We start from the raw sequence: 23,347 nt of genomic DNA, 5'->3' as shown, positions 1-23,347 counted from the left end.
GCCTCACGCCGAGGCGAGCGGCTTCGACACGTCCTCCAGCGAACGCCCCTCGGCGGCGGTGCCCCAGACCCCGCCGACCACGGCCGCCACCGCCATCAGGGCGGCGCCGAGCAGGTAGCCCCCGAACACGTACTCCCGCGAGCCCGACTCCACGAGCGTGCCGAACAGCAGCGGGCCCGAGACGCCGCCGACCCCCGTGCCGATCGCGTAGAAGGCGGCGATGGCGAGCGCGCGGATCTCCAGCGGGAAGGTCTCGGCCACCGTCAGGTAGGCGGAGGAGGCCGCGGCGCTGGCGAAGAAGAACACCACCATCCACACCACCGTCTGCCCCACGGGTCCGAACACGCCGATCTGGAACAGCCAGCCGGCGCCGACGAGGAGCAGAGCCGAGATGCCGTAGGTGAAGGCGATCATCGGCCGGCGCCCGACCGTGTCGAAGAAGCGCCCCAGCACCACCGGGCCGAGGAACGAGCCGAGCGCGAACGGCAGCAGGTACCAGCCGACATTGCCGCCCGGCACGTCGTAGAACCGCTCCAGCACCAGCGCGTAGGTGAAGAACAGCGCGTTGTAGAAGAACGCCTGCCCGATCATCAGGCACAGGCCGACCAGCGTCTGCTTGCGGCTGTCGACGAACATCGCTTTGGCCACCTCGGAGAGCGGGGTGTGGTGGCGGACCCGGATCCGGGTGTGCTTCTTCGGGTCCGGCGGCGGCAGGGTGACGCCCTGGTCGGTGAACCGCTTCTCGATGCCCGAGACCACCCGGTCGGCCTCGGCGGTGTAGCCGTGGGTGGCGAGCCAGCGCGGGCTCTCCGGGATCCAGGTCCGCAGCAGCAGGATCACGAGGCCGATGGCGCCGCCGGTGAAGAAGGCGACCCGCCAGCCCCAGGCCGGGTCGATCACCTCGGGCCGCAGCAGCACGATCGACATGAACGAGCCGAGCGCCGCGCCGATCCAGAACGAGCCGTTGATGACGAGGTTGGTCCAACCGCGGGCGTTGGCCGGCACGAGTTCCTGGATGGTGGAGTTGATCGCCGTGTACTCGCCGCCGATCCCCGCCCCGGTGAGGAAGCGGAACAGGCAGAAGCTGTAGATATTCCACGACAGGCCGGTGGCCGCGGTGGCGCACAGGTAGAGGGCGAGCGTGATGAAGAACAGCTTCTTTCGCCCGATCCGGTCGGTGAGCCAGCCGAAGCCGACCGCGCCGGTCACCGCGCCCACGAGGTAGGACGAGGCGGCGAGCCCCACGTCGAACTCGGAGAAGGCCATCGGCGGCTGGCGCAGCGCCCCGACCAGGGAGCCGGCCAGCGTCACCTCCAGCCCGTCGAGCACCCAGGTGATGCCGAGCGCGACGATGACGAGGACGTGGAAGCGGCCCCACGGCAGCCGGTCGAGCCGCCCGGCGATATCCGTGTCGACGATGCTGCCGACCTCCGCGCGCTCCGGCGTGCCGGCTGCCCCCTCGACCTTGGTCGCCATTCCGTCGCTCCCCCGAAGCTGTTTACCGTGCCTTCTGAGCCGGCATTTACCGCGACTCAACGCAGGTGTTGGGAACGGCTCGGGAATCGATTCGGTTCGATCCGGTCTTCACCGCCGCCGGGCGAGATCTGGAACCCTGATCTTCGGGGTGTTCCACCATGAAATCCTGGCTCCGGCTCGCCATCCTGGCGGCCACCACGTTCGCCGGTCTCGCCACCGTCCCGACCCGGGGCGACGACGTCCATCTCGAACGGCCGAGGCCGCCGGTGCCGATGACCGGCGCCGAGCGCTGGCGCCTGCGGCCGACGCAGGTCGCCGCCATCGTGCCGGCCGCCGCGGCCGCCCCGCGGAAGCGGACCGCCACGGTCATCCCCGAGGAGCGCCGCAACGTCCGCCTCGTCTACCCGGCCCTGGTCGAGGCGCGCTGATTTCTTTGCTACGCACTGCAGCCGCGGTCGCCCGCGGAGAGAGGCGTGCGGAGGTGTGATGGCCGAGCCCCTTGCGTTCGTGGCGCGCGTCGACGCGGCGGAGGAGGCGGAGGCGCTGGCCGCGCTGACCGCCGCCATGCCGGAGGAGCGGCTGGTGCCGTTCCGCCAGTTGAGCCCGGCGGAGCGCGCGGCCGCGCGGGTCGCCGTGGTGGCCAACCCCAATCCGGCCGAGGTCGCGGCGCTCCCCGGGCTCGCCTGGGTGCAGAGCCTGTGGGCCGGGGTCGAGCGCCTGGTCGGCACCTTCGACCGGCCGATCCCGATCGTCCGCCTCGTCGATCCGGAGCTGGCGCGGACCATGGCCGAGGCGGTGCTCGCCTGGACCTCCTACCTCCAGCGCGACATGCCGGCCTATGCCCGCCAGCAGCGGGCGGGCGTCTGGCGGCCGCGCAGCTATCGCAGGCCGTCCTCGGTCGCCGTCGGCCTGCTCGGGCTCGGCGCCCTCGGGACGGCGGCGGCGGAGCGGCTCGCGGGGGCGGGCTTCCCGGTGACCGCCTGGACGCGCGCCCCGCGCGACGTGTCGGGGATCCGGACGGTCCACGGGCCGGACGGCCTGACCGCGCTGCTCGGGGCCAGCGACATCCTCGTCTGCCTCGTGCCGCTGACGGCGGAGACGCGCGGGCTGCTCGACGCGGGGCGGCTCGCCCTGATGCGGCCGGGCGCGGCGCTGATCAACTTCGCCCGCGGGCCGGTGGTGGTCACGGCCGACCTGATCGCCGCCCTCGATGCCGGCCACCTGTCGCACGCGGTGCTCGACGTGTTCGATGCCGAGCCGCTTCCGGCCGAGTCGCCCCTGTGGGCGCACCCGGGCGTGACCGTGCTGCCGCACATCTCCGGGCCGACCGACATGGTCTCGGCCGCGGCGACGGTCGCCGCCAACATCCGCGCCTACCGGGAGACCGGGCAGCCGCCGTCGGGCGTCGATCCGGCGCGGGGTTACTGAGGCGGGAGCGGGTGAACCATCACGGCCGCAACCTGTTGGGGTCGGGCTCTCCGCCGGCTCCCGCGGCGGTCCCCTTCGAGACCACGACGCACGCATGGGCTGGCCCCGCCGCACCCTCGCCGCCGCCGGCGTCGCCGTCCTCGCGGGCGGCGCCGTCCTGACCTTCGGCCGCTTCAGCTACGCGCCGGTCCCCGACCGCGCCGACCTGCTGAACCCGGACCGCTACCCGCTCCAGACCGCCTACGACGTGCTCGGGCGGCGGGTCTCGCGCGCGGAGGCGGAGCGTCTGAAGGCCACCGACGCGGGCCGCCGCCAGCTCTCGCCCGAGGCCGGGGCGGTGGCGATCGACGAGGCGCTGGTCGAGCGCGGGCGGCAGGCCTTCTACGGGGAGACGTTCGGCAACGAGGTGTTCCTCACGGACGTGATGGGCATGCTCGACGGCGGGCTGACGCCCAAGGAGGTGGCGCTGGCGGTGGCCCGGCTGCGGGGGGCCGGCACCAACAACCTCCAGGTGGCGATGGCGCGCGACGTCCGGGTCGGCGACCGGGTCTACCGGACGGGCGAGCTGATCCCGACCGGGCTCGACGTGCCGCGGGGCGGGTCGTTCGTGCTCGGCATCCGGGCGTTCTACGACCGCGGGCACCTGCGCATGGGCATCACCTGCGCCCTGTGCCACGCCGCGGTCGATCCCGGCACCGGCAAGGTGGTGGAGGGCGCGCCGAACGCCGACCTCAACGCCGGCCTGCTGCTGGCGCTCGCCAAGAACTCCTCCGCCTACTTCATGCACGCCAGCGTGCCGGAGGCCGACGCGTCCAAGTCCTGGGACCCCAAGTCCTGGGACCCCAAGTCCGGGGACCCCAAGTCCGGGGACCCCAAGTCCGGGGACCCCAAGTCCGGAGACCCCAAGTCCGGAGACCCCAAGTCCGGAAACCCCAAGTCCGGAAACCCCAAGTCCGGGGATCCCGACCACACCGGCGCGACCGGCACCGGCCCGGCGCTGCCCGACGCGGCAACCGTGGAGGCGGCGACCAAGGTGCATGTGGCGAGCTGGCCGCCGGGCAGCTTCGATTCCTCCGCCGACCGGGTGACCAACCCGACCTCGATCCCATCGAGCTTCTCGGCCCACGGCGAGCCCTACTCGTGGAGCGGGCGCGAGGCGGTGGGCCCGTTCGGCGGTCTGTCCTCGCTCAACAACAACGTCCACGCCGCCAATTCCGACACGACGCAGCTCGCCGCGGCCGCCCCGTGGCTGTTCGGGATGGACCCCGAGCGGTATCTCGGAATCGTGCTGCGCGGGGCGGCGACGCCCGCCTTCCGCTACGATCCGGCGGGTGCCCGCAAACCCTCGGAGGTGCTGGCTTCCGTCGATCCCACGCCCGGCTCGCCGGGGCTCAACAGCTACGCGACCCTGCCGACCTACCCGGCGACGAACTACATGACCGACAACGGCATGTTCGCCTCGGTGCCCGGCGAGCCGGCCAACCACGCCAACAACGCGATGTCGGCCTTCCAGAACCTGCTGCGCCCGCCCGCCGACGGGGGCGATCCGGCCGCGGCGAAGGCCGGCCGTGCCGTCTTCGAGCAGGCGGGCTGCGCCGGCTGCCATTCCGGGCCGGCGCTCACGAACCACCGCGTGATCCCGGAAGAGGAGATCGGCACCGAGCCGACCCGGGCGGTGGCCGGCGCGAAGATGGGCGCGCGCCTCTCCGAGCCGGCGATGTTCGCCACCGACACGCCCTTCCCGCTGCCGCCGAACCCGACGATCGTGCCGATCCCGCTGGAGGGCGACAGGCTCGCGCAGGTGCAGCTCGCCTGGGGGCAGGCGGGCACGCGAGGCGGCTACAAGGTCCCGAACCTCGTCGGCCTCGCCTGGAGCGCGCCCTACCTGCACGATGCCGGCGTCGCGGTCGGGCCGGACGCGGAGCGCCAGCTCGGCGTGCCGGGCACCCTCGGCCGCGGCGTGGCGCCCGACCCCGCCAACAGCCTGCGCGCCCTGGTCGACCGCGATCTGCGGGCGCGGGTGATCGCGGCGAACCGGGCCTCGGCGACCGGGCGGACGGCGCGCGTGACCGGCGAGGGCCACGCCTACTGGGCCGATGCGGGGGCCGGGTTCTCGCCCGCCGATCAGGGGGCGCTCGTCGCCTACCTGCTCTCCGTGGACCGGCTCACCGAGGCGGCGCCGACGCCGTGACGGGCGGCCGCGGGGGCTCGCCGCGGACGCGTGCGGCGATATCTTCGGCGCCATGACGCAGAACGAAACCCCCGTCTGGTTCATCACCGGCTGCTCCACCGGCTTCGGCCGGGAACTCGCCCGGCTCGTCCTCGCCCGCGGCTGGCGGGCGGCGGTGACGGCCCGCGACGCGGCCAAGGTCGCCGACCTCGTCGGCTCGGAGGATCGCGGCCTCGCCCTGTCCCTCGACGTGACCGACCCGACCCAGATCACCGCGGCCGTCGAACGCGTCCGGAACACGTTCGGGCGGATCGACGTGCTCGTGAACAATGCCGGCTACGGCTATCAATCCTCCGTCGAAGAGGGCGAGGACGAGAAGATCCGGGCGCAGTTCGATGCCAACGTGTTCGGGCTGTTCGCGCTCACACGCGCCGTGCTGCCGACCATGCGGGCGCAGCGGGCGGGCCACGTCCTCAACGTCACCTCGGTGGCGGGCTTCGTCGGCTTCCCGGGCTCGGGCTACTATGCGGCGACGAAGCACGCGGTGGAGGGCTTCTCCGACGCGCTCGCCGCCGAGGCGGGGCCGCTCGGCATCCGCGTCACCTGCGTCGAGCCGGGGCCGTTCCGCACCGACTGGGCCGGGCGCTCGCTGATCCAGACCCCGAACGCCATCCCCGACTACGCCGAGACGGCGGGCGCCCGCCTCAAGGCCACCTCGGAGAAGAGCGGCACCCAGGCCGGCGACCCGGTGCGGGCGGGCGAGGCGATGATCCGGATCACGGAGATGGACGCGCCGCCGCGCCACCTCGTGCTCGGCGCGTTCGGCTACGAGGCGGTCACCGACCGGCTGCGGGCGCGGCTCGCCGAGATCGAGGCGTGGCGGGAGACGAGTCTCGGCGCCGACTACCCGCAGGGCTGATCAGAGCACCGCCTCGATCAGGCCGCGGCGGCGCGCCTCATCCGCCTCGAGGTACCAATTGGCGGGCGCCTTCATCAGAACCTCCTCCAGGGTCACGTCCGAGCCCCGGATCAGGTTCGAAAACCCCTCGTTCTGAATGGCGATCGACGCCTCGATCTCGTGCAGCGTCGCCGTCACCGCGGCGACGCAGGTGGTGAGCGGCCCCTGGACGTGGAGATGCTTGTCCATCTTGCGCTCGTGGATCATCAGCCGCGTCCCGCGGGTCAGGTAGCGGTTCGAGCGGTCGAAGAAGCTCATGAAGGTCGCGCCGGCCGAGTAGATCGCCGCCTTGCCCAGGAAGACGATGCGGGTCTTCGGGCTGATCTCCGCGTGGAAGCGCACGTCCTCGCCCATCATCCGCGCGACCTCCGGGTCGCCGCCCAGAGTGGAGAGCTCGACCACCACGAGGTCGCGGCCCTCCGCCGCCTCGAACTGTCGGCGGAACTCCTTGTACAGCGCGTAGTCGACCGGCCCGGAGAGCAGCACGGCGGGCGCGCGGAAGGCGCTCGGGGACAGCGGCGTCGCCATCGGGCGCCTCAGCCGCGGTAGCCGGGGCCGTCGTCGCGCGGCCGTTCGCGCGGCGGCGGCTCGGTCCCGCGGTCGGATCCGCCGATGTCGGCAGGTTCGGTGGCACCCGGCGAATCGCCACCCTGCGGGACGCCGCGCACCGGCCGGTCCTCGTAGGCGCGCCCACCGGTCGGCGCCTCCGCCGGATCCGTCTCCGGCCGCTTCGAATCCCCCGTCACGCCGCGCCTCCCGCCATATCCCGCACTGCACAAGGCGGCGAGGCGGGCGCCGGTTCCCGGCGCTCGCCGCAGGCCGGACGCGGGCCGCCCGGGGGCGGGTTATCCACCGTTTCCACACCGGTCCGCACCGCAGCGTTACCCCATTGGTAAGGCGGGTCCCCGAAGCTCCGCACCCGACCGCAACGCGACATCCCGGACATGATGACCACCCACCAGCTCGCCGGCGAACTGAAGCGGATCGCGACGACGCAGGTCAGCGACATCACCCGCGCGGTGAAGGAGGGCCAGAAGTCGATCGCCCTCAACGAGGTGCGCGACATGGCCCGCCGCCTCGCGCTGCTCGCCGACGCCTTCGACCCCAAATCCGCGGCACCGGCGGCCGAGCCGCAGGAGGATGCCGAGGCCGCCTGACGCGGCATCCGGAGCGCACGCCCATGATCCGCGCCCACTTCAACATCCGCCTCGACGGGGCGGTCCTGCCTGACCGGGTCGGCCAGCCCGTCGAGGATCTCGAAGCCGCCCGGGCGGCGGCGCGCACCGTCGTGCGCCGGCTGGTGCAGCGGCACGCGGGCGAGCCGCGGCTCCTCGACGCCGCGGTGATGGTGACCGACGCCGACGGCGCGACCCTCGTCGAGATGTCGTTCTTCGAGGCGCTGTACCAGCCGGTCGAGCCTGTGGCGCCCGCGGAGGCCGCCCGGCGGCGCCCCGCCGCGTCAGCGGCCCGCTCGCTGATGGCGGATCCGCGGTTCGGCGCCGCCTTACGCCCGGTGCGGCGTCTCGCCGAGGCCGTGGGTACCCGGGTGCAGCCGCTGCTGCGGCCCTGACCCCGGCTTCAGCCGAACAGGTCGACCACGGCGAACCCGCGGTCCCGCAGGCGCTCGGCGACCACACGGCGGTGGCAGCGGGCCGGGTCGCGCTCGAAGCACAGCAGGCAGGTCGGCCGCGCCCGCGCCAGCGCCTCCAGCTCGTCGAGGGCGGCGCCCCCGGCGGCGGTGTCGAGCACCTCCTCGCAGAAGATCCGCTCCATCAGCGCGGCGTCGTGGGCCCGGGCCGCCTCGCGGCCGGCCTTCGGGGTGCCGAGCGCCCGCAGGTGGGCGTAGCCGAGGCCCGCCTCCTCGACGCCGGCCTTGAGCGCGCCCTTCGAGAAGCCGCGCTTGCGCGAGTTCGCCACCGCCCGCACGTCGGCGAGCAGCCCGACCCCGGCCGAGCGGAGCGCGGCCGTCAGGCGCTCGGCATCGAGCCCTTCGTAACCTATGGTGAACAGGGTGTTGCTCACGGGGGCGTGACCGGACTCGCGTTGCATCACCGGGACTTAGGCCGGGAGCGATCCCCCGCCAACCGGCCCCGGCGGGGCCTATGTCGCGGATCTGCAACGCCTCCCGGAATTCCGCCGCAATGATCGCAAAGCTCCGTTAACTGCGCAGGGGCCATCGAATACGCCTGTCTGTGGCGCTTTCGGTGGCGGGCTGAGCACTGATGTCGCGGGATCTCGAGCTTCGTCCGTCTCTCGGTCGCCTGCGGGCCGCCGGCCGGTTCCTGGGTCGCGCCGCCGCGGCCGCGGCGCTCGCCGGCCTCGCCGCCTGCGCCTCCAACAGCGACTTCTACCCGACCAAGGGCGATGTGAAGCCGCACCCGGGCGTCGCCAAGGCCAAGCAGCACCCGATCCAGGGGATCGACATCTCCAAGTGGCAGGGCAACGTCGACTGGGCGTCGGTGCGCGCGGCGGGCACGCAGTTCGCCTTCATCAAGGCGACCGAGGGCGGCGACCACATCGACGAGCGCTTCCGCACCAACTGGGAGGGCGCGGCCCGGGCCGGCGTGCCCCGGGGCGCCTACCACTTCGTGTTCTGGTGCCGCTCGGCCCGCGAGCAGATGGAGTGGTTCAAGAAGAACGTCCCCAACGACCCCTCCGCGCTGCCGCCGGTGCTCGACGTGGAGTGGAACGGCCACTCGCTGACCTGCCCGAAGAAGCTGCCGAAGGCGCAGGCGCTGGCGATGGTCACCGAGATGCTGGAGGAGATGGAGCGCTACACCGGCAAGCGGCCGATCATCTACACCGACATCACCTTCCACAAGGACGTGCTGGAGGGCGAGCTGCCGGACTACCCGCACTGGCTGCGCTCCACCGCCGCGGAGCCGGAACAGCGCTTCTCGAACCGGAAGTGGATGCTGTGGCAGTTTACCTCCACCGGCCGCGTCCCGGGCGTGCAGGGCGACGTCGACCGCAACGCCTTCTACGGGACCCCGTCCGAGTGGGCGTCGTTCCTCTCCACCGACTGCGATCCGCGCGACCACAGGCGCCTCTCGGCGCAGGGGCTCTGCACCGACAAGTAGGTGCCAGGCCCGCGCCACCCGCAGGATGTCGAGGGCCGATTGAGGCGGAGGGTGAGAACGGGCGAGATTCGTTCACGTTCCGTCTACAATCGGACAGACCGCGGCACGGGCGTTCTGTAGGGAGCGCGCAGTCCCCCGAGCACGCCGAAGCATGCCGTCCGCCAGCGCCTCCCTGATCGAAGGGAACCTCCTCCTCAGGGCCCTGCGTGCCTCCGACCAGGCGCTGCTCGCTCCGCATCTGGAGCCGGCGGTCTACGCCAAGGGCGCCACGCTCTTCGAGGCCGGGTCCGAGGTCACCCACATCACATTCCCGGTCGAGCAGACGGTCGTCACGCTCCTGATCACCACGCGCGACGGGCGCAGCGCGGAGACGGCGACGATCGGCCACGAGGGCGCGGTCGGCGGGGTGGTCAGCCAGGGGCGGGTTCCCGCCTCGACCCACGCGGTGGCGCAGATCGGCGGCCTGACCCTGCGGATCGAGGCCGGCCGCCTTCAGGAGGCGAAGCGGCGCTCGCCGGCGATCGACAACCTGCTCGCCCGCTACTCGGACTGCCTGCTGGCGCAGATCCTCCAGGCGTCGGCCTGCAACGCCCTGCACCCGATCGAGCAGCGCTGCCTGCGCTGGCTCCTGACCCTCCAGGACCGGATCGGCGGCCAGACCCTGCCGATCACCCACGAGCTGCTGGCGGCGATGCTGGGCGTCCAGCGCACCTACCTGACCCGGATCCTGCGGACCCTTCAGGAGCAGGGGCTGATCCGGGTCGGGCGCGGGCGCATCACCGTGCTGGACCGGCGCCAGATGGAGGGCGCCGCCTGCGAATGCCACGGCCGGGTGCGCGACCATTTCGAGATGGTGCTCGGCGCCGTCTACGCCGCGGACGGGCTGGACCGGCTCGAACCGCCCCCCGCCGAGGGCCCGGGCGGAGCGCCGGAGCGCCGGAACGGCACGGTGCGGGGCTGAGGCCCAAGCGTCGTCAGGCCAGTGTCGTCAGGCCATCGTCGTCAGGCCAGCACCGGGGCGCAGACCGTCGTCCCGGTCCCCGGCAGGGGCGCGACCACCGCGTCGATCCCGTAGAGCGTGCGCAGCAGCGCGGGCGTGAGCGCCGCGACCCGGTGGGCGCAGAGCAGGGCGTGGCCGGGGACGTGCGTCGACAGGATCACCGCGATGGCGGCCCGCGCCGGCCGCCGCACCTGGGGGCCGGCGCACCTGGGGGCCGGCGCACGATCGCGTCAGGCCGCCTTGCGCTCCAGCAGCTCGATCAGCGCCCCGTCCGGTCCCTCGACGAAGGCGATGCGCAGGCCCGGGCCCCGCTCGGTGATCGGCGTGCGCACGACCACGCCGCGGCCGGTGAGGTCGCCGAGCGCGGCCTCGATGTCCTCGACCCGCAGGCCGATATGCTCGATGCCGAGGCAGGGCGTCGTCGCCGCCGGGTTGGTCTCCGGCGGCGCCTGCTCGATGAACACGGTCAGGCCGCCGAGGTCGAGCACCACGCGCTGCACCGGGTCCGCGCCGACCCGCGCGACCTCCCGGGCCTCGAACATCGCCACGTAGAAGCCGGCGGCGGCCACAGCGTCGCGGCTGCGCAGGTGGACGTGATCGCAACGGTAGGTCATCGCAGGTCCGGTCTGTCCGCGGTCTCGGGTCCGCCGCGCGAGTGTAGGCCGCCCGCCCGTCCGCGGCGAGGCCGGCGCTTGACGTGCGCGGCGGTTGCGCCGACTTTTGCGGCGACGACCGTTGCAGAGATGCAACACGCCCCCCACATGCGTGCGGGGCGCACACCGAGCGGTCGCGCCGCCAGAAAGCTCAATCGATCGATGCGCAACCCTTACGACGTGCTGGGCGTGGCCAAGGGGGCGAGCGAGGCCGAGATCAAGAAGGCCTTCCGCAAGCTCGCCAAGGAGTTCCACCCCGACCGCAACAAGAACGACGCCAAGGCCAAGGACCGGTTCGCCGAGGCGAACACGGCCTACGAGATCCTGGGCGACGCCGAGAAGCGCAAGCAGTTCGACCGCGGCGAGATCGACGCGGAGGGCAAGCCGCGCGCCACGGGCTTCGAGGGCTTCACCGGCGGGTTCGGCGGCGGGCGCGGCGGCTTCGACTACGAGGGCATGGCCCGCGGCCGCGGCGGCGCGGGCGGAATGGGCGAGGACATCTTCTCGCACATCTTCGGCGAGGCGTTCCGCGCGGGCGGCGCGGGGCCCGGCGGTGGGCGCCAGCCGGCCAAGGGCGAGGACGTGGCGGCCGAACTCAGCGTGACCCTGGAGCAGGTCGGCAGCGAGGAGAAGCTGCGCCTGTCGCTGCCCGGCGGCCGCGACGTGGACGTGATGATCCCCAAGGGCGTGGTCGACGGCCAGACCATCCGCCTGCGCGGCTTGGGCCAGCCCGGCGGTTTCCGGGCCGAGCCCGGCGACGCGCTGCTGACCATCCGGGTCCTGCCCCATCCCCGCTTCACCGCGGAGGGGCCGGACCTGCGCGCGAGCGTCGAGGTGCCGCTGGAGGACGCGGTGCTCGGCGGCACGATCCGCGTGCCGACCCTGACCGGCGCCGTCGAGATGAAGATCCCGGCCATGACCAGCTCCGGCCGCACCTTCCGCCTGCGCGGCAAGGGCCTGCCGAAGAAGGACGGCACCCGCGGCGACCTGTTCGCCACCACGGCGATCACCCTGCCCGCGGGCGACGAGCCGGCGCTGACCGAGTTCGCCCGCGCCCGCCGGGCGGCGAAGGCCGAGTAGCCGCCGCGGGGGACCGGACTTCCGTCCCCGCCGCGCCTCCGCTAAGGAACCCCGGCGCCGCGAGGCGCCGAGGGCTTCCGGGACGGGTCATGGCGGAACACGGGCACGGGATTCTGGCCGGCAAGCGGGGCGTGGTCCTCGGGGTCGCCAACAACCGCTCGATCGCCTGGGGCATCGCCCGCAGCGCCCGCGCCCACGGGGCGGAGCTGGCCTTCACCTACCAGGGCGACGCCCTGAGGAAGCGCGTCGAGCCGCTGGCCAAGGAACTCGACGCCCACGTCGTCGGCCACTGCGACGTGACCGACCCGGCCACGATCGACGCGGTGTTCGCCGAGACCGCCCGGGTCTTCCCCGAGGGCATCGACTTCGTGGTCCACTGCGTCGCCTTCTCCGACAAGGACGAGCTGACCGGGCGCTACATCGAGACCTCGGTGGACAACTTCACCAAGTCGCTGCTGGTGTCGTGCTACTCGTTCACGGCGGTGGCGCAGCGGGCGGAGAAGATCCTGCGCCCCGGCGGCTCGCTGCTGACGCTGACCTATTACGGCGCCGAGAAATGGATGCCGCACTACAACGTGATGGGCGTGGCCAAGGCGGCGCTGGAGGCGTCGGTGCGCTATCTCGCCGCCGACCTCGGCCCGAAGAACATCCGCGTCAACGCGATCTCGGCCGGCCCGATCAAGACGCTCGCCGCCTCCGGCATCGGCGACTTCCGCTACATCCTCAAGTGGAACGAGTACAACGCCCCGCTCCGCCGCACGGTGACGATCGGCGAGGTCGGCGAGACCGCCGCCTACCTCGTCTCCGACATGGCCGCGGGCATGACGGGCGAGATCCTGCACGTGGATGCCGGCTACCACGTGGTCGGCATGAAGAACCCCGAGGCACCGGACCTGACCCTCGACAAGGACTGAGCGCCGGGCTCGGCGGCTCAGTCCTCGTCCTCGTCGAACGTGCCGACCAAGCGCAGGCCCTCGATCCACGTCCCCCCGTCGCGCTTCACCACGGTCCGCGGCCGCGCGCCGCCCCGCGCGGCGACCGCGGCGGCCAGACGCTCCGAGTGGGTGACGAGCCAGACCTGCGTGCGCGCCGCCGCACGGGCGATCATCCGCGCGAGCGGCTCCATCAGGTCCGGGTGCAGGCTCGATTCCGGCTCGTTCAGCGCCAGGAACGGCGGCAGCCGGTAGGAGCCGAGGGCGCCGAGCAGGGCGAGGTAGCGCAGGGTCCCGTCCGACAATTCCGCCGCCGAGAACACCCGCCGCGGGTGGTCGGGGAAGATCAGCCCGAACTCCACCTCCTGGCCGGGCCGCGGCACCACGAGCCGGGCCCCCGGGAAGGCTTCGGCCACCGCCGCATCCATTTCGGCGGCGTCCCCGCGAATGTGGACCAGGGTGGCCAGCACGGCCGCGAGGTCCGCGCCGTCGGAGGCCAGCGTCGGCGTCGTCACCGCGAGGCAGGGGCGGCGCAGGGGCGAGCCGGCATCGGTGCGCACCGCGTGGTGGAAGCGCCACGCCAGCATGGCCCGCCGGACCCGTTCGATCTCGGGGTAGCGCACCGCATCCTGGAGGGTGCCGAGCGCCGTCTCGGTGGCGAGGATGTCCGTGCCGAGGGGGCGCTTGCGGCCGGCCTCGTCGCGCACGAAGCCGGTCGGCCCGTCCCGGTTCAGCATCACGACGGGCCGCGCGCCGGCCCGCACCGCGAGCTGCTCGGTCTTGACCTGGGGCTCCCGCGGGAAGGCCGCGCCGTAGACCTCCTCGCCCGCCTGCGGCACGAGACCGATCTCGACCGCGTAGGTGAAGTCCTGCCCCGTCACGTCGTCGGCGAGCGTCGCCGAGAGACGGATCCGGGCGGGCTCGCCCTGGCGGCGGCGCCCGGCCCACAGGGCGGAATCCATGCCGCCCTCGGCCGCGAGCGCGCGCGTGAGCGTGCCCGCCGCGGCGGCCTGGAGCAGTTCGAGGGCGCGGTAGAGGTTGGTCTTGCCGACGCCGTTGCCGCCGACGAACACGGACAGGCCCTCGACCGGCAGGGTGATCCGCCGCAGCGAGCGGTAGCCCGAGACCGTGACCTCCCGCAGCGCCGGCATCGCGCACTCAGTCGGGCACGACCAGATCCGCGATGTCCTTGGCGGCGTCCGGGAAGTGCGGGTCCATCGCCGCCAGCGTGTCGGCCACCGTCTTGGCGATCACGTAGTTGCGGAACCACTTCTTGTCGGCCGGCACCACCAGCCAGGGCGCGTGCGGGGTCGAGCAGCGGGTGAGCGCGTCGGCGAAGGCTTCCTGGTACGAGTCCCAGGATTTGCGCTCGACGAGGTCGGCGGGATCGAACTTCCAGTGCTTCTCCGGGTTCGCGATCCGCGCCTCCAGGCGGCGGCGCTGCTCGTCCTTCGAGATGTGCAGGAAGAACTTGAGGATCGTCGTGCCGGATTCGGCGAGCAGCCGCTCGAAATCGTTGATCAGGCCGTAGCGCGCCCGCCAGACCGCGTCCGGCACCAGCCCCTTCACCCGCACCACCAGCACGTCCTCGTAGTGGCTGCGGTTGAACACGCCGATCATGCCGCGGCCCGGCGTCCGGGCGTGGTAGCGCCACAGGAAGTCGTGATCGAGTTCCTCCGCCGAGGGCACCTTGAACGAGGCCACCGTGCAGCCCTGGGGGTTCACGCCCTTGAGCACGGCGCGGATGGTGCCGTCCTTGCCGCCGGTGTCGATCGCCTGGAAGACGAGCAGCAGGCTGCGCCGCCGCTCGGCGTAGAGCCGCTCCTGAAGGGCGTCGATCCGGGCCCGCTCCTCGCGCAGCGCCTCCTTCGTCCAGTCCTTGTCGAGGCCGCCGTCGGCCGCCGTGTCGACGCCCGCGAGGTCGAAGGGCGTGCCGGGCGCGACCACGGCGATCCCGGGCGCCGCGGCGACGGCGCCGCTTCCGTGCGCCTCGACCGATCCCGGCGCCACGCCGGCGATCTCGTCCGCGGCATGAACCCACAGGGAGGTCGAGGGCGGACGAACTTGACCGTGGGAAAGTCCGCTCGGCTCTGTCACACCCGCCCCGTCGCCGGACTGGCCGCTCTTGTGCTTGCCGTGCTTCTTGGACATCGGGCGGGGCCTGGGGACGGTGCTGCGCGGGAACGGAACGGCCACGCCGCGCGCCCGTTCCCCGCATCGCCGTCGTGATGGGGCGCGAGGGGTTTGCAGACCATCTACTTCATCCGCCACGGCCAAACCGGCTGGAACGCGGAGGGACGCCTTCAGGGCTCCCGCGACACCGACCTCAACGCAATCGGCGAGGCCCAGGCGGAGGCGGTCGCCGCGCGCCTCGGCGCGGTCGCGGGCGACGCGCTGGCGGCGGCCGACTTCGTGGCGAGCCCGCTCCTGCGGACCCGCCGCACCATGGAGATCCTGCGGGCGACGCTGGGCCTGCCGCCGGAGACCTATCGCACCGATCCGCGGCTGCGCGAGATCGGCTTCGGCGCCTGGGAGGGTTCGACCTGGGCCGAGATCCGGCGGCGCGACCCGGCGGGCGCCGCCGCGCGCGACCGGAGCCGCTGGCAGCACCGGCCGCCGGGCCTCGGCGCGGAGAGCTACGCGGAACTCACCGACCGGGTCGCGCCGATGCTGGCCGACCTCGACCGGACGACGGTGATCGTCGCCCACGGCGGCGTCGCCCGGGCGGTGCTGGTGGCGCTCGGCCACCTCGACGTCTACGCGGCGCCGCGGCTCGGCATCCGCCAGGGCGAGGTGCTGGTGATGGAGCCCGGCGGCTGGCGCTGGGCCTGATCGCGCGGGGTCGGCCGGGAGCCGGCGGCCCTCGGTCGCCGGGGAGCGGCCGTCACGGGGACGGCGGCGCGCCCCGGGCCGTCACTGGGCCGGGGCCGTCTCGCCGGCCTTCGGCGCCGCCTTGGCGGAGGGCTTCGGTGCGGCCGCCTTCGGTCCCATGTACTCCGGGTCGGTGCGGGGCCCGCCGGGGCTGTTGGTCGGGCCGCTGAGCTGGCCGGGCAGCACGTCGACGACCTTCGTCCAGGTCTGCGACTTGCACAGGAAGGCGATCAGGCAGCCCTTCACCGTCAGCTCGCCCGCGGTCTCGGTCCAGACCTTCACGTCGTAGGACTTGCCGTCCTCCGAGTTGTAGATCTTGCCCTCGTACTGGGCGTCGGCGTTGGGCTTCAGGCCCATGATGAGCTGGTGGCCGAGCGAGGGCCGGGCCTGCTTCTTCGGATCGGGATTGCGGAAGTCGACCCGCGGCTCGCCCTTGTCGTTCAGCGGAACCTTGAGCCACACCACGTAGCCGCAGAGGCGGTCCGCCGCCGCACCGCACTTCTCGAGGCGGATCCGGGCGCGGCCGTCCTCCGTGAGGTAGGTGCCGCTCGGGTCGGTCGGCGTGGCCGCGCCCGCTTGGCCCGCCAGCGCGGCGACCGCCAGCAGCGCCAGCGGCGCGGCGCGGAGGCCGATCGTGCGAAACTTCATGCCTGAACTCCCATGCGTCGCGGACAATCCTGCTCCGCGGCCAGCGCGAGGCCGCACCGGCGGCGGGAGCCGCCCTCCCCGCGTGAGCGCGCACCGTCGCGCCGGGATGTCCCGTCGGATCGCGCGTCCTGCCCGCCGTCTCCCGCGCGAAATTGACCGCATCATGACGGCGGCGGCACCCGCGGCCATCTGGCCGGACGAACCGCCGTCCCCGTACCGGCCCGCCGGCGTCCGGGATCGGCGCTCAGACCCGCGTCGGCGGGGCGTCCCGGCCGGCCCCGAGGGGGCGCTGCATCAGGACCGTGTCGAGCCAGCGCCCGTGCTTGTGGCCGACCCCCGCCAGCGTGCCGACGGGGACGAAGCCGTGGCGGGCGTGCAGGGCGACGGAGGCCGGCGAGCCGCTGTCGGCGATGACCGCGACCATCAGCCGGCAATCGATCCGCTCGCAGTCCGCGATCAGCGCGGCCAGCAGCGCCCGCCCGATGCCGCCGCCCCGCGCGTCCCGCGCCACGTAGATCGAATCCTCGACGGTCGAGCGGTAGGCCGCGCGCTCCTTGTAGGGGCCGGCATAGGCGTAGCCGACGACCGCGCCGTCCCGCTCCGCGACGCGGTAGGGGAATCCGCCGCCGGTCAGGGCCGCGAAGCGCCGGCCCATCTCGTCGGGCGTCGGCGCCACGGTCTCGAACGTGGCCGTGCCGGTCTCGACGACGTCGGCGTAGATGGCGGCGATGCCCGGGATGTCGGCCCCGGTCGCCGGGCGGACGAGGATGCTCACCGGGGCAGGATAGCGGAACCGCTCGCCGCACGAAAAGGGGCCGGCGCGTCGGCGCCGGCCCCTGGAACGGTGATCGCGGATCCCGGGAGCCCCAGGGCGATCAACGCGCGACGCTCACGCGTCGGCTCACTCGGCGGCGGTCATCTCGGCGGTGAAGTGGCCGCACCAGTCCTTCGAGGCCACCACCGGCCACAGGCCCTTCGACTCCGGACCCGGCTGGTTGATCGGCGGGTTGAAGCGGCACAGGCCCTCGTCGCCCTTCGCCTGGGCGCCGTTGAGCTTGTGGTCGTCGAAGAAGCGGCAGCTCTCGCAGGCGGCGTTCGCGTTACCGGTCATCGGGTCTCTCCGTGTCGCGTGGTCTGGTCGGCGGGGTCGGCACCGGGATGCGCCCCGCCCGCAGTTCTTAATTAGAACAGCTCCAATGAGCAGTCAACGGCGATTCCTGTGGCCGGTTCCTCGCTCCCGCTCGAAGGCTCCCGAAACGACGAAGCCGGAGGCCGAATGCGGCCCCCGGCTCCTCTCGGGATCGTGATGCCGGACCGCCCCGCGAAGAGGGCGGCGCCGGGCTCAGCCCTGCTTCTTGTTGGCCTTGTGGTGGCCGATCGCGCAGCCGGCGGCCGCGCCCATCTTGCCGTGCCCGGCCATGTGGCCGGCCACGCCGCCGACGACGGCGCCCTTCAGGCAGCCCTTCGCCTGCGCGGGCGCACCCGCCAGCGTGCCGAGCATGAGGGCGGACGCGAACAGGATCGCAATCTTCATCGGGTGACCTCCTGTGTGTTGTGATCCAGAACGGGCGCGACGCCGACCGCGTTCCGCGCGATCCGCGGCGGGCCGGCACGGCCGCTGCACCGGTCGCGGCGCGGGAGGCCTCCCGGACGGATCGCGTGCCGCGGCGGGACGCCCCCGCCCCTGAACGGGACCGTCCCCGGGATCGGGCGACGGAAGCAGGATGGCGATGCTCGACGCTACCCACAGGATCCGCGACGGCGCGGCCGTCCCGATCGGACCGGACGCGCCCGTCCTCGATGCGCGGGGCGTCCTGCGCCACCTGCGCGCGGGCGCCGGGCTGATCCTGCTGTGCGGCCTCGCCGCGGCGGCCGCGGCCTTCGGTGCGCTCGGCGCCGTGCCCCCGGCCTACACCTCGACCGTCGAGCTCCTCGTCGATCCGGCCGGGCTGCACGTGCTCGACCGCGACATGGTCGACCGGCGACCCCAGTACGACAGCGGCATCTCGCTGGTGGAGAGCCAGGCCCGCGTCCTGCGCTCCGACAGCGTCCTGCGCCGCGTGGTGCGCCGGCTGCGGCTCGGCGACGACCCGGACTTCGCGCCCCCGGGCTGGGGTGAGCGCCTGTCGGCGCTGCTCGACGTCGACCTCGGCTTCGCGCCGTCGAGCGCGGAGGAGCGCGACGAGACCGCGCTCACCGCGCTCGCGCGCAAGGTCGTGGTGCGCCGGTCGGACCGGACCCTGATCGTCGAGATCTTTGTGGAGACCCGGGACCCGGAGGAATCGGCGCGCGTGGCCAACGCGGTGGTCGACGCGTTCCTCGACGAGGAGGCGGCCAACCGCTCGGGCCTCGCCCGGCGCCTGTCCGGGTCCCTCGGGGGCGGGCTCGACGGCCAGAAGGCGGCGGTCGAGGATGTCGAGGCCCGGATCGCGCGCTATCGGCAGGAGCACGACCTCGCCACCGCCGACGGCGTCACCCTCGGGGACCAGCGGCTCGGCGCCCTCAACCAGGAGATCGTCGCCGCCGGGATCCGCACCGCCGAGGCGCGGGCGCGGCTCGACCAGGCCCGGCGGGCGCGGCCCGAGGATGCCGGCTCGGCGCTGCCCGAGATGCTGGCCTCGCGCGAGTTGCAGAACCTGCGGCAGCAATACGCGGCGCTCTCCCGCACCGCCGCCGAGATCGCCGCGCGCCTCGGCCAGCGCCACCCGGCCCTGGCGGCGCAGGCGGCGCAGGAAGCGGACCTGCGCCGGCAGATGCAGCGCGAGAAGGAGCGGATCGTCGACAGCCTCCAGCAGGAACTCGACCGCGCCGCCGCCAGCGAGGCGGCGATCCGCGCGCGCCTGGACGCGGCGAAGGCGGAGGTCACCGGCAACGACCGGGCGGAGGTCGGGCTGCGCGAGCTGTACCGCGAGCGCGCCGCGCGCAGGGAGGTCTACGAGGCGTCCCTGCGCCGGGCGCGCGAACTCGGCGAGCAGGCGCAGATCGACACCTCCCGGATCCGCGTCATCTCCCCCGCGATGCCCGCGAGCCGGCCGAGCTGGCCGCCCCCGCCGCGGCTGGTGCTGCCCCAGGCCTTCGGGCTCGGGATCGTCCTCGGCAGCGTCCTCGCCCTGTGGCTGGGGGTCCGGCGGGACCGGCGGCACGCCGCCACGCCGGGGCCGATGGGCGCATGACCGGAGGTCGCACGGGACGGGCAAGTATCGCCGCCTCCGGAGCCCCCTTTCAGGCCGGACGACTGAACATCCCGGTGTTCTGCGCGGATTGCTGGCCGGTGCAGGGGTATGGAACCAGCGTGGGACGGTCGCGCCGCCCCGAGGCGGACGATCGCCGCCCGCCCCCGGCACGAGGGAGATGACACTGGCCGCGCAGCCCACCGTCAAGGCGCACAACCTGCCGCTCGACAGCGTGCGCGGCATCGCGGCCCTGTGCATCGTCGTCCACCACTGCGTCATCTCCCAGACCTTCGGCCGGGTGTTCGATCTCGGCGGGCCGCTGGCGGGCTTCTTCTGGAACGCGTGGATCTTCGTGGACCTGTTCTTCGTCCTGTCGGGGATCGTGATCGCGATGAACTACGCCGCCCCGCGCGGCCCGTTCTCGATCCGGGAGTTCATGGTCCGGCGCCTCGCGCGGATCTACCCGCTCCACCTCGCGATGCTGCTCGTGCTGCTGCCGCTGCGGGGCGTGCGCCTCGCCACCACCGCCGCCGGCCTGCCGGTGGCCTCCGGCCTGACCCAGGACGTGAACACGCCCTACGCCTTCGTGATGCAGCTCTTCCTGCTCAACGCGCTCGGGACGGTCGACAGCCTGAACTGGAACGGCCCGAGCTGGAGCATCAGCGCGGAGTTCTACACCTACCTGATCTTCGCCGGGCTGATCGCGGCGCTCGCCGCCCACCGCGCGCTGGCACTGACCGGCCCAGTCTTCGCGCTGCTCTCGGTCGCGGCGCTGCTCGCGATCCTGTTCGTCCTGCGCGCGGACAGCCTGGAATTCCACTTCGACTTCGGCATCCTGCGCTGCCTGTACAGCTTCGCCATCGGGGTGGTGACGTTCAAACTGGTCGAGGCCCTGGGCAAGCACCTCGCCTGGGCCGGCGACGGCCGGGTGCAGGGGCTCGCCGCGCTGGCCGCTCTCGCCCTCGTGGCGGCCGTGGGCGCCCACGGCGCGCTGAGCTTCCTCGCGCCGCCCGTCTTCGCGCTGTTCCTCGGCGGCCTGCTCGTGAACGGCGGGAGCGGCCTCGGCCGGCTGCTGTCGGCGCGGCCGCTGATCTGGCTCGGGGCGCGGTCGTACTCGATCTACATGGTCCACGCGACGGTGGTGGTGCTGGCCGAGTACGGCCTGCGCGCCGTCGGGCTCGACCGGATCAGGGCGCTCGACGCGGCCTTCGGCGGCTATCTCGGTTTAGCATTAATACTGGCGGTCGTCGGGTCGGTATTGATCATCGCCGACTTCACCCGCAAGCATGTCGAGAAGCCAGGCTCCCGGGCCATCCTGGCGCTGTTCGACCGCTCGCGGTTCGCGCGGCGGGCGCCCGCCCTCGACCTGCAGGAGCGGCCATGAGCGGCGCCCTGGCCGGATACGACGCGCCGCGCGCGCCCCTCGCCCTCGGCCGGCCCGCCGCCCTCGCGGGCGCGCTGTGGAATCTCGAAGCGGCGGCCCTGTTCTGCTACTTCACCCGCGACCTCACGGCCGGGGCGCTGCGCTACTACCTCACGATCTTCGGGCTGGGCCCGCTGTGGTTCATCCCGGACATCCTGGCGGCGGCCTGCCTCGCGGCCTTCATCGGCCGCCACGTGATCCGCGAGGGCAGCGCGGTCGCGCTGCTGACCGTCCTCTACACCGCCTTCTCCCTCGGGATCGGCCTGATCGTCCTCGGCAACGTCGCCGCGATGGCCTCAGCCTTCAAGATGATCCTGCCCGTCTTCGTCGGGTTCTGCTTCTGCGACCGCGCCCTCGGCGACTACCGGCGGCTGCTCGCGAGCATCCACGCGATGTTCTACGTGGCGACCTTCGGCGTCATCCTGTCGTCGTTGCAGGAGATGCCCTGGGTCGGGTTCAAGTACGAGGCGTTCGGCGCCGTCCGCGAGGCCGGGCGGCTGTGGTGGGCCGGGGACGAGGGCGTGCGCCTGAGCGGGCTCGCGGCCGACAGCACCATGGCCGGCTTCTTCGTGCTGATCACCTTCGGGCTGGCGGCCCCGCGCCGCAGCACGCTCTGGTGCCTCGCCGCCGCCCCGCTGGCGATCTACGCGCTGGTCCTGACCACCAGCAAGACGAGCCTCGCCGTCCTCGTCGTCTACCTCGCCGCCCTGCTCGTCGTCCGCGCCCTGCCGCGGGAGGCGCGCTTCCCGGTCCTGCGCCGCCTCGGCCTCGGCTCGTTCCTGGCGATCTTCATCCCGGCGATCCTGGTCATCGTCTGCTCGGGCATCGACCTCGAAGGCATCAACCCGATCCTGTTCAGCATGCAGGACCGCATCAACAACTCCTGGCAGTTGCCGTTCGTCTACATGCTCCGCATGGCCCCGACCGGCTACCTGATCGGTTGCGGGCTCGGGTGCTTCAACTATCCGCAGGAACTGTTCGCGCCGAAGCTCGCGAACTACAACGTCCCGGTCGACAACTTCTACCTCGGCACGTACCTGATGTTCGGGGTTCCGAGCCTGATCTTCGTGGCCTGCGCGGTCAGGAGCCTCGCCCGCAGCCGCGACGGCTACCGCTACACCCTCGCCTTCCTGCTGAACCTGTTCACCATCACGGTGCTCAGCTACGGCCCGGCCAGCGCGCTGCTGGCCCTCGGCGTCGTGTTCAGCGACGTCTTCAGCCGCAAGCCGCATCCCCTGACCGACGAGCGCGGGCCGCCCGGCCCGGACGCGGCCGAGCCCGCACGAGGCGCATCATGAGTGAGCCTCCGACCCCTCCCCGCGGCGCAGAGCCCGCGCCCCGGACCTATCTCCCCGCGATCCAGGGCCTGCGCGGTCTCGCGGCGCTGAGCGTCCTGCTCGTGCACCTCTACCTGATGCCGCTGTCGGTCGGCCTCTGGTCCGGGCGCTTCCCGGACGGTCTCCTGGGGGTGCTGGGCACGGGAGGGCGCGGGGTCGAGCTGTTCTTCGTGATCAGCGGCTACCTCATCCCCGCGAGCCTGCGGCGGCACGGCTCCGTAGGGCGGTTCTTCTACGAGCGGGCGCTGCGCATCCTGCCGCTGTTCGTCATCCTGCACCTCGTCGTCTTCGCGGTGGGCCCCTGGATCGGCTACAAGTTCCTCGCCGGGATCGGGCCGCTCGCCTACGCCCAGGCGTTCCTGGCCAACCTCACCTTCGTCGCGCCGCTCGTTGACATGCCGCTCGCGCAGCAGAACGCGTGGTCGCTCACCTACGAGTGGCTGTTCTATGCCTGGACGGCGCTGGCCGCCCTGGCCTGGGGCGGCGACCGGAGTCGCCACCTCGCGATGGCGATCCTGGTGGCCGGCGCGGTGCTCGTGGCATGGCATTTCCCCGCCGCGAGCTATTTCGGCCTCGGCCTCGCCTTCTCCCGCCTCGGCAGCCCGCGCGGCGGCGGGCGCGTCGCGGGCCTCGCCCTCGGGCTGGCGAGCCTCGCGGCGATGTACGGCCTGTGCGAGTACGTCTCGGTCTTCGCCGGGCTGCCGTTCGCCGCGATCCTGTTCGCGCTGGTGCTCGATCCCGGCAGCGGCTTCGCGGGCCTGCTGCGCGGGCGGGTGCTGCAATATCTCGGGCGGGTGAGCTACAGCCTCTACCTCGTGCACCCGTTCGTGCTGTTCGGGCTGCTGGCGGTCGGGACGCGCCTCGGCCTCGCAGCCCGGCCGCTCTGGGCCGCGGCGCCCCTCGTGTTCGGGGTCGGCGCGCGGGCCAGCGCGCTCGCCGCCGGGATCACCTACGAACTCGTCGAGCGGCGCCTGCGCGGATGGCTCGAGCGCCTCTGCGCCGTCCGGCCGGCAGCAGCCGGGCGGCCCGCGCCCCCGCCCCACCCGCGCGAGGCCGAGGCGTGGAGCCCGGTCTTCCGGAAGGAGCACCCGCTGCCGAAGACGTGAGGCCGGCCCGCA

The 23,347-nt window shown here is 73.1% G+C and carries 27 protein-coding genes; 15 read left to right on the top strand and 12 right to left on the bottom strand.

Annotation, left to right across the window (positions count from 1 at the left end; all coding sequences use genetic code 11):
* Positions 1 to 3: 3 nt before the first annotated feature.
* A complete protein-coding gene (locus tag Q8W71_RS04170; RefSeq protein ID WP_305524065.1) occupies positions 4 to 1,476 on the bottom strand; it encodes an MFS transporter in 1,473 nt (490 codons plus the stop codon).
* A gap of 158 nt (positions 1,477 to 1,634) precedes the next feature.
* On the opposite strand from Q8W71_RS04170, the gene Q8W71_RS04165 reads away from it, so the two are divergent.
* The 4 genes from Q8W71_RS04165 to Q8W71_RS04150 all read left to right on the top strand — a co-directional run bounded on the left by Q8W71_RS04165 (position 1,635) and on the right by Q8W71_RS04150 (position 5,993).
* The gene (locus Q8W71_RS04165; RefSeq protein ID WP_305524064.1) at positions 1,635 to 1,904 is read left to right on the top strand and encodes a hypothetical protein; all 270 of its coding nucleotides are present in this window, start codon (positions 1,635 to 1,637) and stop codon (positions 1,902 to 1,904) included.
* Between the two features lie 58 nt (positions 1,905 to 1,962).
* Entirely contained in the window at positions 1,963 to 2,904 is a 942-nt protein-coding gene (locus tag Q8W71_RS04160) for a 2-hydroxyacid dehydrogenase (protein WP_305524063.1), read from the top strand.
* Positions 2,905 to 2,998: 94 nt separating this feature from the next.
* Positions 2,999 to 5,095 (top strand): cytochrome C oxidase Cbb3, encoded by a 2,097-nt coding sequence (locus Q8W71_RS04155; RefSeq protein ID WP_305524062.1) that lies wholly within the window; start codon positions 2,999 to 3,001, stop codon positions 5,093 to 5,095.
* A 52-nt stretch (positions 5,096 to 5,147) separates the two neighbouring features.
* Complete coding sequence (locus tag Q8W71_RS04150) at positions 5,148 to 5,993, top strand: oxidoreductase (protein ID WP_305524061.1); 846 nt, start codon at positions 5,148 to 5,150, stop codon at positions 5,991 to 5,993.
* On the opposite strand, the gene Q8W71_RS04145 is transcribed toward Q8W71_RS04150, so the two are convergent.
* Both Q8W71_RS04145 and Q8W71_RS04140 read right to left on the bottom strand, forming a co-directional pair.
* Entirely contained in the window at positions 5,994 to 6,560 is a 567-nt protein-coding gene (locus Q8W71_RS04145; RefSeq protein WP_305524060.1) for a Clp protease/crotonase-like domain-containing protein, read from the bottom strand. It lies immediately after the preceding gene.
* 8 nt (positions 6,561 to 6,568) lie between these two features.
* The gene (locus Q8W71_RS04140) at positions 6,569 to 6,778 is read right to left on the bottom strand and encodes a hypothetical protein (protein WP_305524059.1); all 210 of its coding nucleotides are present in this window, start codon (positions 6,776 to 6,778) and stop codon (positions 6,569 to 6,571) included.
* A 198-nt stretch (positions 6,779 to 6,976) separates the two neighbouring features.
* Here Q8W71_RS04140 and Q8W71_RS04135 point away from each other — a divergent pair, with 198 nt between their 5' ends.
* The gene (locus Q8W71_RS04135; RefSeq protein ID WP_370875330.1) at positions 6,977 to 7,189 is read left to right on the top strand and encodes a hypothetical protein; all 213 of its coding nucleotides are present in this window, start codon (positions 6,977 to 6,979) and stop codon (positions 7,187 to 7,189) included.
* A 23-nt stretch (positions 7,190 to 7,212) separates the two neighbouring features.
* On the top strand, positions 7,213 to 7,602 hold the full coding sequence (locus Q8W71_RS04130; RefSeq protein ID WP_305524058.1) for a DUF6894 family protein: 390 nt from the start codon (positions 7,213 to 7,215) through the stop codon (positions 7,600 to 7,602).
* Positions 7,603 to 7,610: 8 nt separating this feature from the next.
* Here the strand turns inward: Q8W71_RS04130 and Q8W71_RS04125 are convergent, their stop codons facing one another.
* Positions 7,611 to 8,054 carry a DUF488 domain-containing protein gene (locus Q8W71_RS04125; RefSeq protein ID WP_305524057.1) on the bottom strand — a complete coding sequence of 148 codons (444 nt, stop codon included), beginning with the start codon at positions 8,052 to 8,054 and terminating at the stop codon, positions 7,611 to 7,613.
* Between the two features lie 200 nt (positions 8,055 to 8,254).
* Here Q8W71_RS04125 and Q8W71_RS04120 point away from each other — a divergent pair, with 200 nt between their 5' ends.
* Together Q8W71_RS04120 and Q8W71_RS04115 are read left to right on the top strand one after the other, a co-directional pair.
* On the top strand, positions 8,255 to 9,112 hold the full coding sequence (locus Q8W71_RS04120) for a glycoside hydrolase family 25 protein (RefSeq protein WP_305524055.1): 858 nt from the start codon (positions 8,255 to 8,257) through the stop codon (positions 9,110 to 9,112).
* Positions 9,113 to 9,263: 151 nt separating this feature from the next.
* A complete protein-coding gene (locus tag Q8W71_RS04115) occupies positions 9,264 to 10,073 on the top strand; it encodes a Crp/Fnr family transcriptional regulator (RefSeq protein WP_305524054.1) in 810 nt (269 codons plus the stop codon).
* A 41-nt stretch (positions 10,074 to 10,114) separates the two neighbouring features.
* Here the strand turns inward: Q8W71_RS04115 and Q8W71_RS04110 are convergent, their stop codons facing one another.
* Both Q8W71_RS04110 and Q8W71_RS04105 read right to left on the bottom strand, forming a co-directional pair.
* Positions 10,115 to 10,303, bottom strand: coding sequence for a hypothetical protein (locus tag Q8W71_RS04110; protein ID WP_305524053.1), 189 nt, complete (start codon positions 10,301 to 10,303; stop codon positions 10,115 to 10,117).
* Between the two features lie 39 nt (positions 10,304 to 10,342).
* Positions 10,343 to 10,726 carry a VOC family protein gene (locus Q8W71_RS04105; protein WP_305524052.1) on the bottom strand — a complete coding sequence of 128 codons (384 nt, stop codon included), beginning with the start codon at positions 10,724 to 10,726 and terminating at the stop codon, positions 10,343 to 10,345.
* Between the two features lie 201 nt (positions 10,727 to 10,927).
* Here Q8W71_RS04105 and Q8W71_RS04100 point away from each other — a divergent pair, with 201 nt between their 5' ends.
* Both Q8W71_RS04100 and fabI read left to right on the top strand, forming a co-directional pair.
* On the top strand, positions 10,928 to 11,845 hold the full coding sequence (locus tag Q8W71_RS04100; protein WP_305524051.1) for a DnaJ C-terminal domain-containing protein: 918 nt from the start codon (positions 10,928 to 10,930) through the stop codon (positions 11,843 to 11,845).
* An 89-nt stretch (positions 11,846 to 11,934) separates the two neighbouring features.
* Positions 11,935 to 12,759, top strand: a complete 825-nt coding sequence (gene fabI, locus Q8W71_RS04095) for an enoyl-ACP reductase FabI (protein ID WP_305524050.1) — start codon at positions 11,935 to 11,937, stop codon at positions 12,757 to 12,759.
* Positions 12,760 to 12,776: 17 nt separating this feature from the next.
* Here fabI and Q8W71_RS04090 read toward each other — a convergent pair whose 3' ends face one another.
* Together Q8W71_RS04090 and Q8W71_RS04085 are read right to left on the bottom strand one after the other, a co-directional pair.
* Positions 12,777 to 13,928: an AAA family ATPase gene (locus Q8W71_RS04090; protein ID WP_305524049.1), complete on the bottom strand. Its 1,152-nt coding sequence runs from the start codon at positions 13,926 to 13,928 to the stop codon at positions 12,777 to 12,779.
* A 7-nt stretch (positions 13,929 to 13,935) separates the two neighbouring features.
* A complete protein-coding gene (locus Q8W71_RS04085; protein WP_305524048.1) occupies positions 13,936 to 14,928 on the bottom strand; it encodes a polyphosphate kinase 2 family protein in 993 nt (330 codons plus the stop codon).
* A 93-nt stretch (positions 14,929 to 15,021) separates the two neighbouring features.
* Here Q8W71_RS04085 and Q8W71_RS04080 point away from each other — a divergent pair, with 93 nt between their 5' ends.
* Positions 15,022 to 15,609 carry a histidine phosphatase family protein gene (locus Q8W71_RS04080; RefSeq protein ID WP_305524047.1) on the top strand — a complete coding sequence of 196 codons (588 nt, stop codon included), beginning with the start codon at positions 15,022 to 15,024 and terminating at the stop codon, positions 15,607 to 15,609.
* 81 nt (positions 15,610 to 15,690) lie between these two features.
* Here the strand turns inward: Q8W71_RS04080 and Q8W71_RS04075 are convergent, their stop codons facing one another.
* From Q8W71_RS04075 to Q8W71_RS04060, 4 genes are all read right to left on the bottom strand, one after another.
* A complete protein-coding gene (locus Q8W71_RS04075) occupies positions 15,691 to 16,296 on the bottom strand; it encodes a DUF2147 domain-containing protein (RefSeq protein ID WP_305524046.1) in 606 nt (201 codons plus the stop codon).
* 244 nt (positions 16,297 to 16,540) lie between these two features.
* On the bottom strand, positions 16,541 to 17,071 hold the full coding sequence (locus Q8W71_RS04070) for a GNAT family N-acetyltransferase (protein ID WP_305524045.1): 531 nt from the start codon (positions 17,069 to 17,071) through the stop codon (positions 16,541 to 16,543).
* A 126-nt stretch (positions 17,072 to 17,197) separates the two neighbouring features.
* Complete coding sequence (locus tag Q8W71_RS04065; RefSeq protein WP_305524044.1) at positions 17,198 to 17,407, bottom strand: hypothetical protein; 210 nt, start codon at positions 17,405 to 17,407, stop codon at positions 17,198 to 17,200.
* A 231-nt stretch (positions 17,408 to 17,638) separates the two neighbouring features.
* The gene (locus tag Q8W71_RS04060; protein ID WP_305524043.1) at positions 17,639 to 17,830 is read right to left on the bottom strand and encodes a hypothetical protein; all 192 of its coding nucleotides are present in this window, start codon (positions 17,828 to 17,830) and stop codon (positions 17,639 to 17,641) included.
* A gap of 196 nt (positions 17,831 to 18,026) precedes the next feature.
* On the opposite strand from Q8W71_RS04060, the gene Q8W71_RS04055 reads away from it, so the two are divergent.
* The 4 genes from Q8W71_RS04055 to Q8W71_RS04040 all read left to right on the top strand — a co-directional run bounded on the left by Q8W71_RS04055 (position 18,027) and on the right by Q8W71_RS04040 (position 23,335).
* The gene (locus Q8W71_RS04055; RefSeq protein WP_305524042.1) at positions 18,027 to 19,469 is read left to right on the top strand and encodes a GumC family protein; all 1,443 of its coding nucleotides are present in this window, start codon (positions 18,027 to 18,029) and stop codon (positions 19,467 to 19,469) included.
* A gap of 178 nt (positions 19,470 to 19,647) precedes the next feature.
* On the top strand, positions 19,648 to 20,853 hold the full coding sequence (locus Q8W71_RS04050) for an acyltransferase family protein (RefSeq protein WP_305524041.1): 1,206 nt from the start codon (positions 19,648 to 19,650) through the stop codon (positions 20,851 to 20,853).
* Positions 20,850 to 22,190 (top strand): hypothetical protein, encoded by a 1,341-nt coding sequence (locus Q8W71_RS04045; RefSeq protein ID WP_305524040.1) that lies wholly within the window; start codon positions 20,850 to 20,852, stop codon positions 22,188 to 22,190. The genes Q8W71_RS04050 and Q8W71_RS04045 overlap by 4 nt, the downstream gene beginning before the upstream one ends.
* Positions 22,187 to 23,335: an acyltransferase family protein gene (locus Q8W71_RS04040; protein ID WP_305524039.1), complete on the top strand. Its 1,149-nt coding sequence runs from the start codon at positions 22,187 to 22,189 to the stop codon at positions 23,333 to 23,335. Before Q8W71_RS04045 ends, Q8W71_RS04040 begins: the two co-directional genes overlap by 4 nt.
* Positions 23,336 to 23,347 lie beyond the last annotated feature (12 nt).

The sequence above is a fragment of the Methylobacterium amylolyticum genome, assembly GCF_030700245.1.
Classification (GTDB): Bacteria; Pseudomonadota; Alphaproteobacteria; order Rhizobiales; family Beijerinckiaceae; genus Methylobacterium.
The sequence above is the reverse complement of the archived record's forward strand: the minus strand, read 5'-3'. Positions and strand labels throughout refer to the sequence as shown.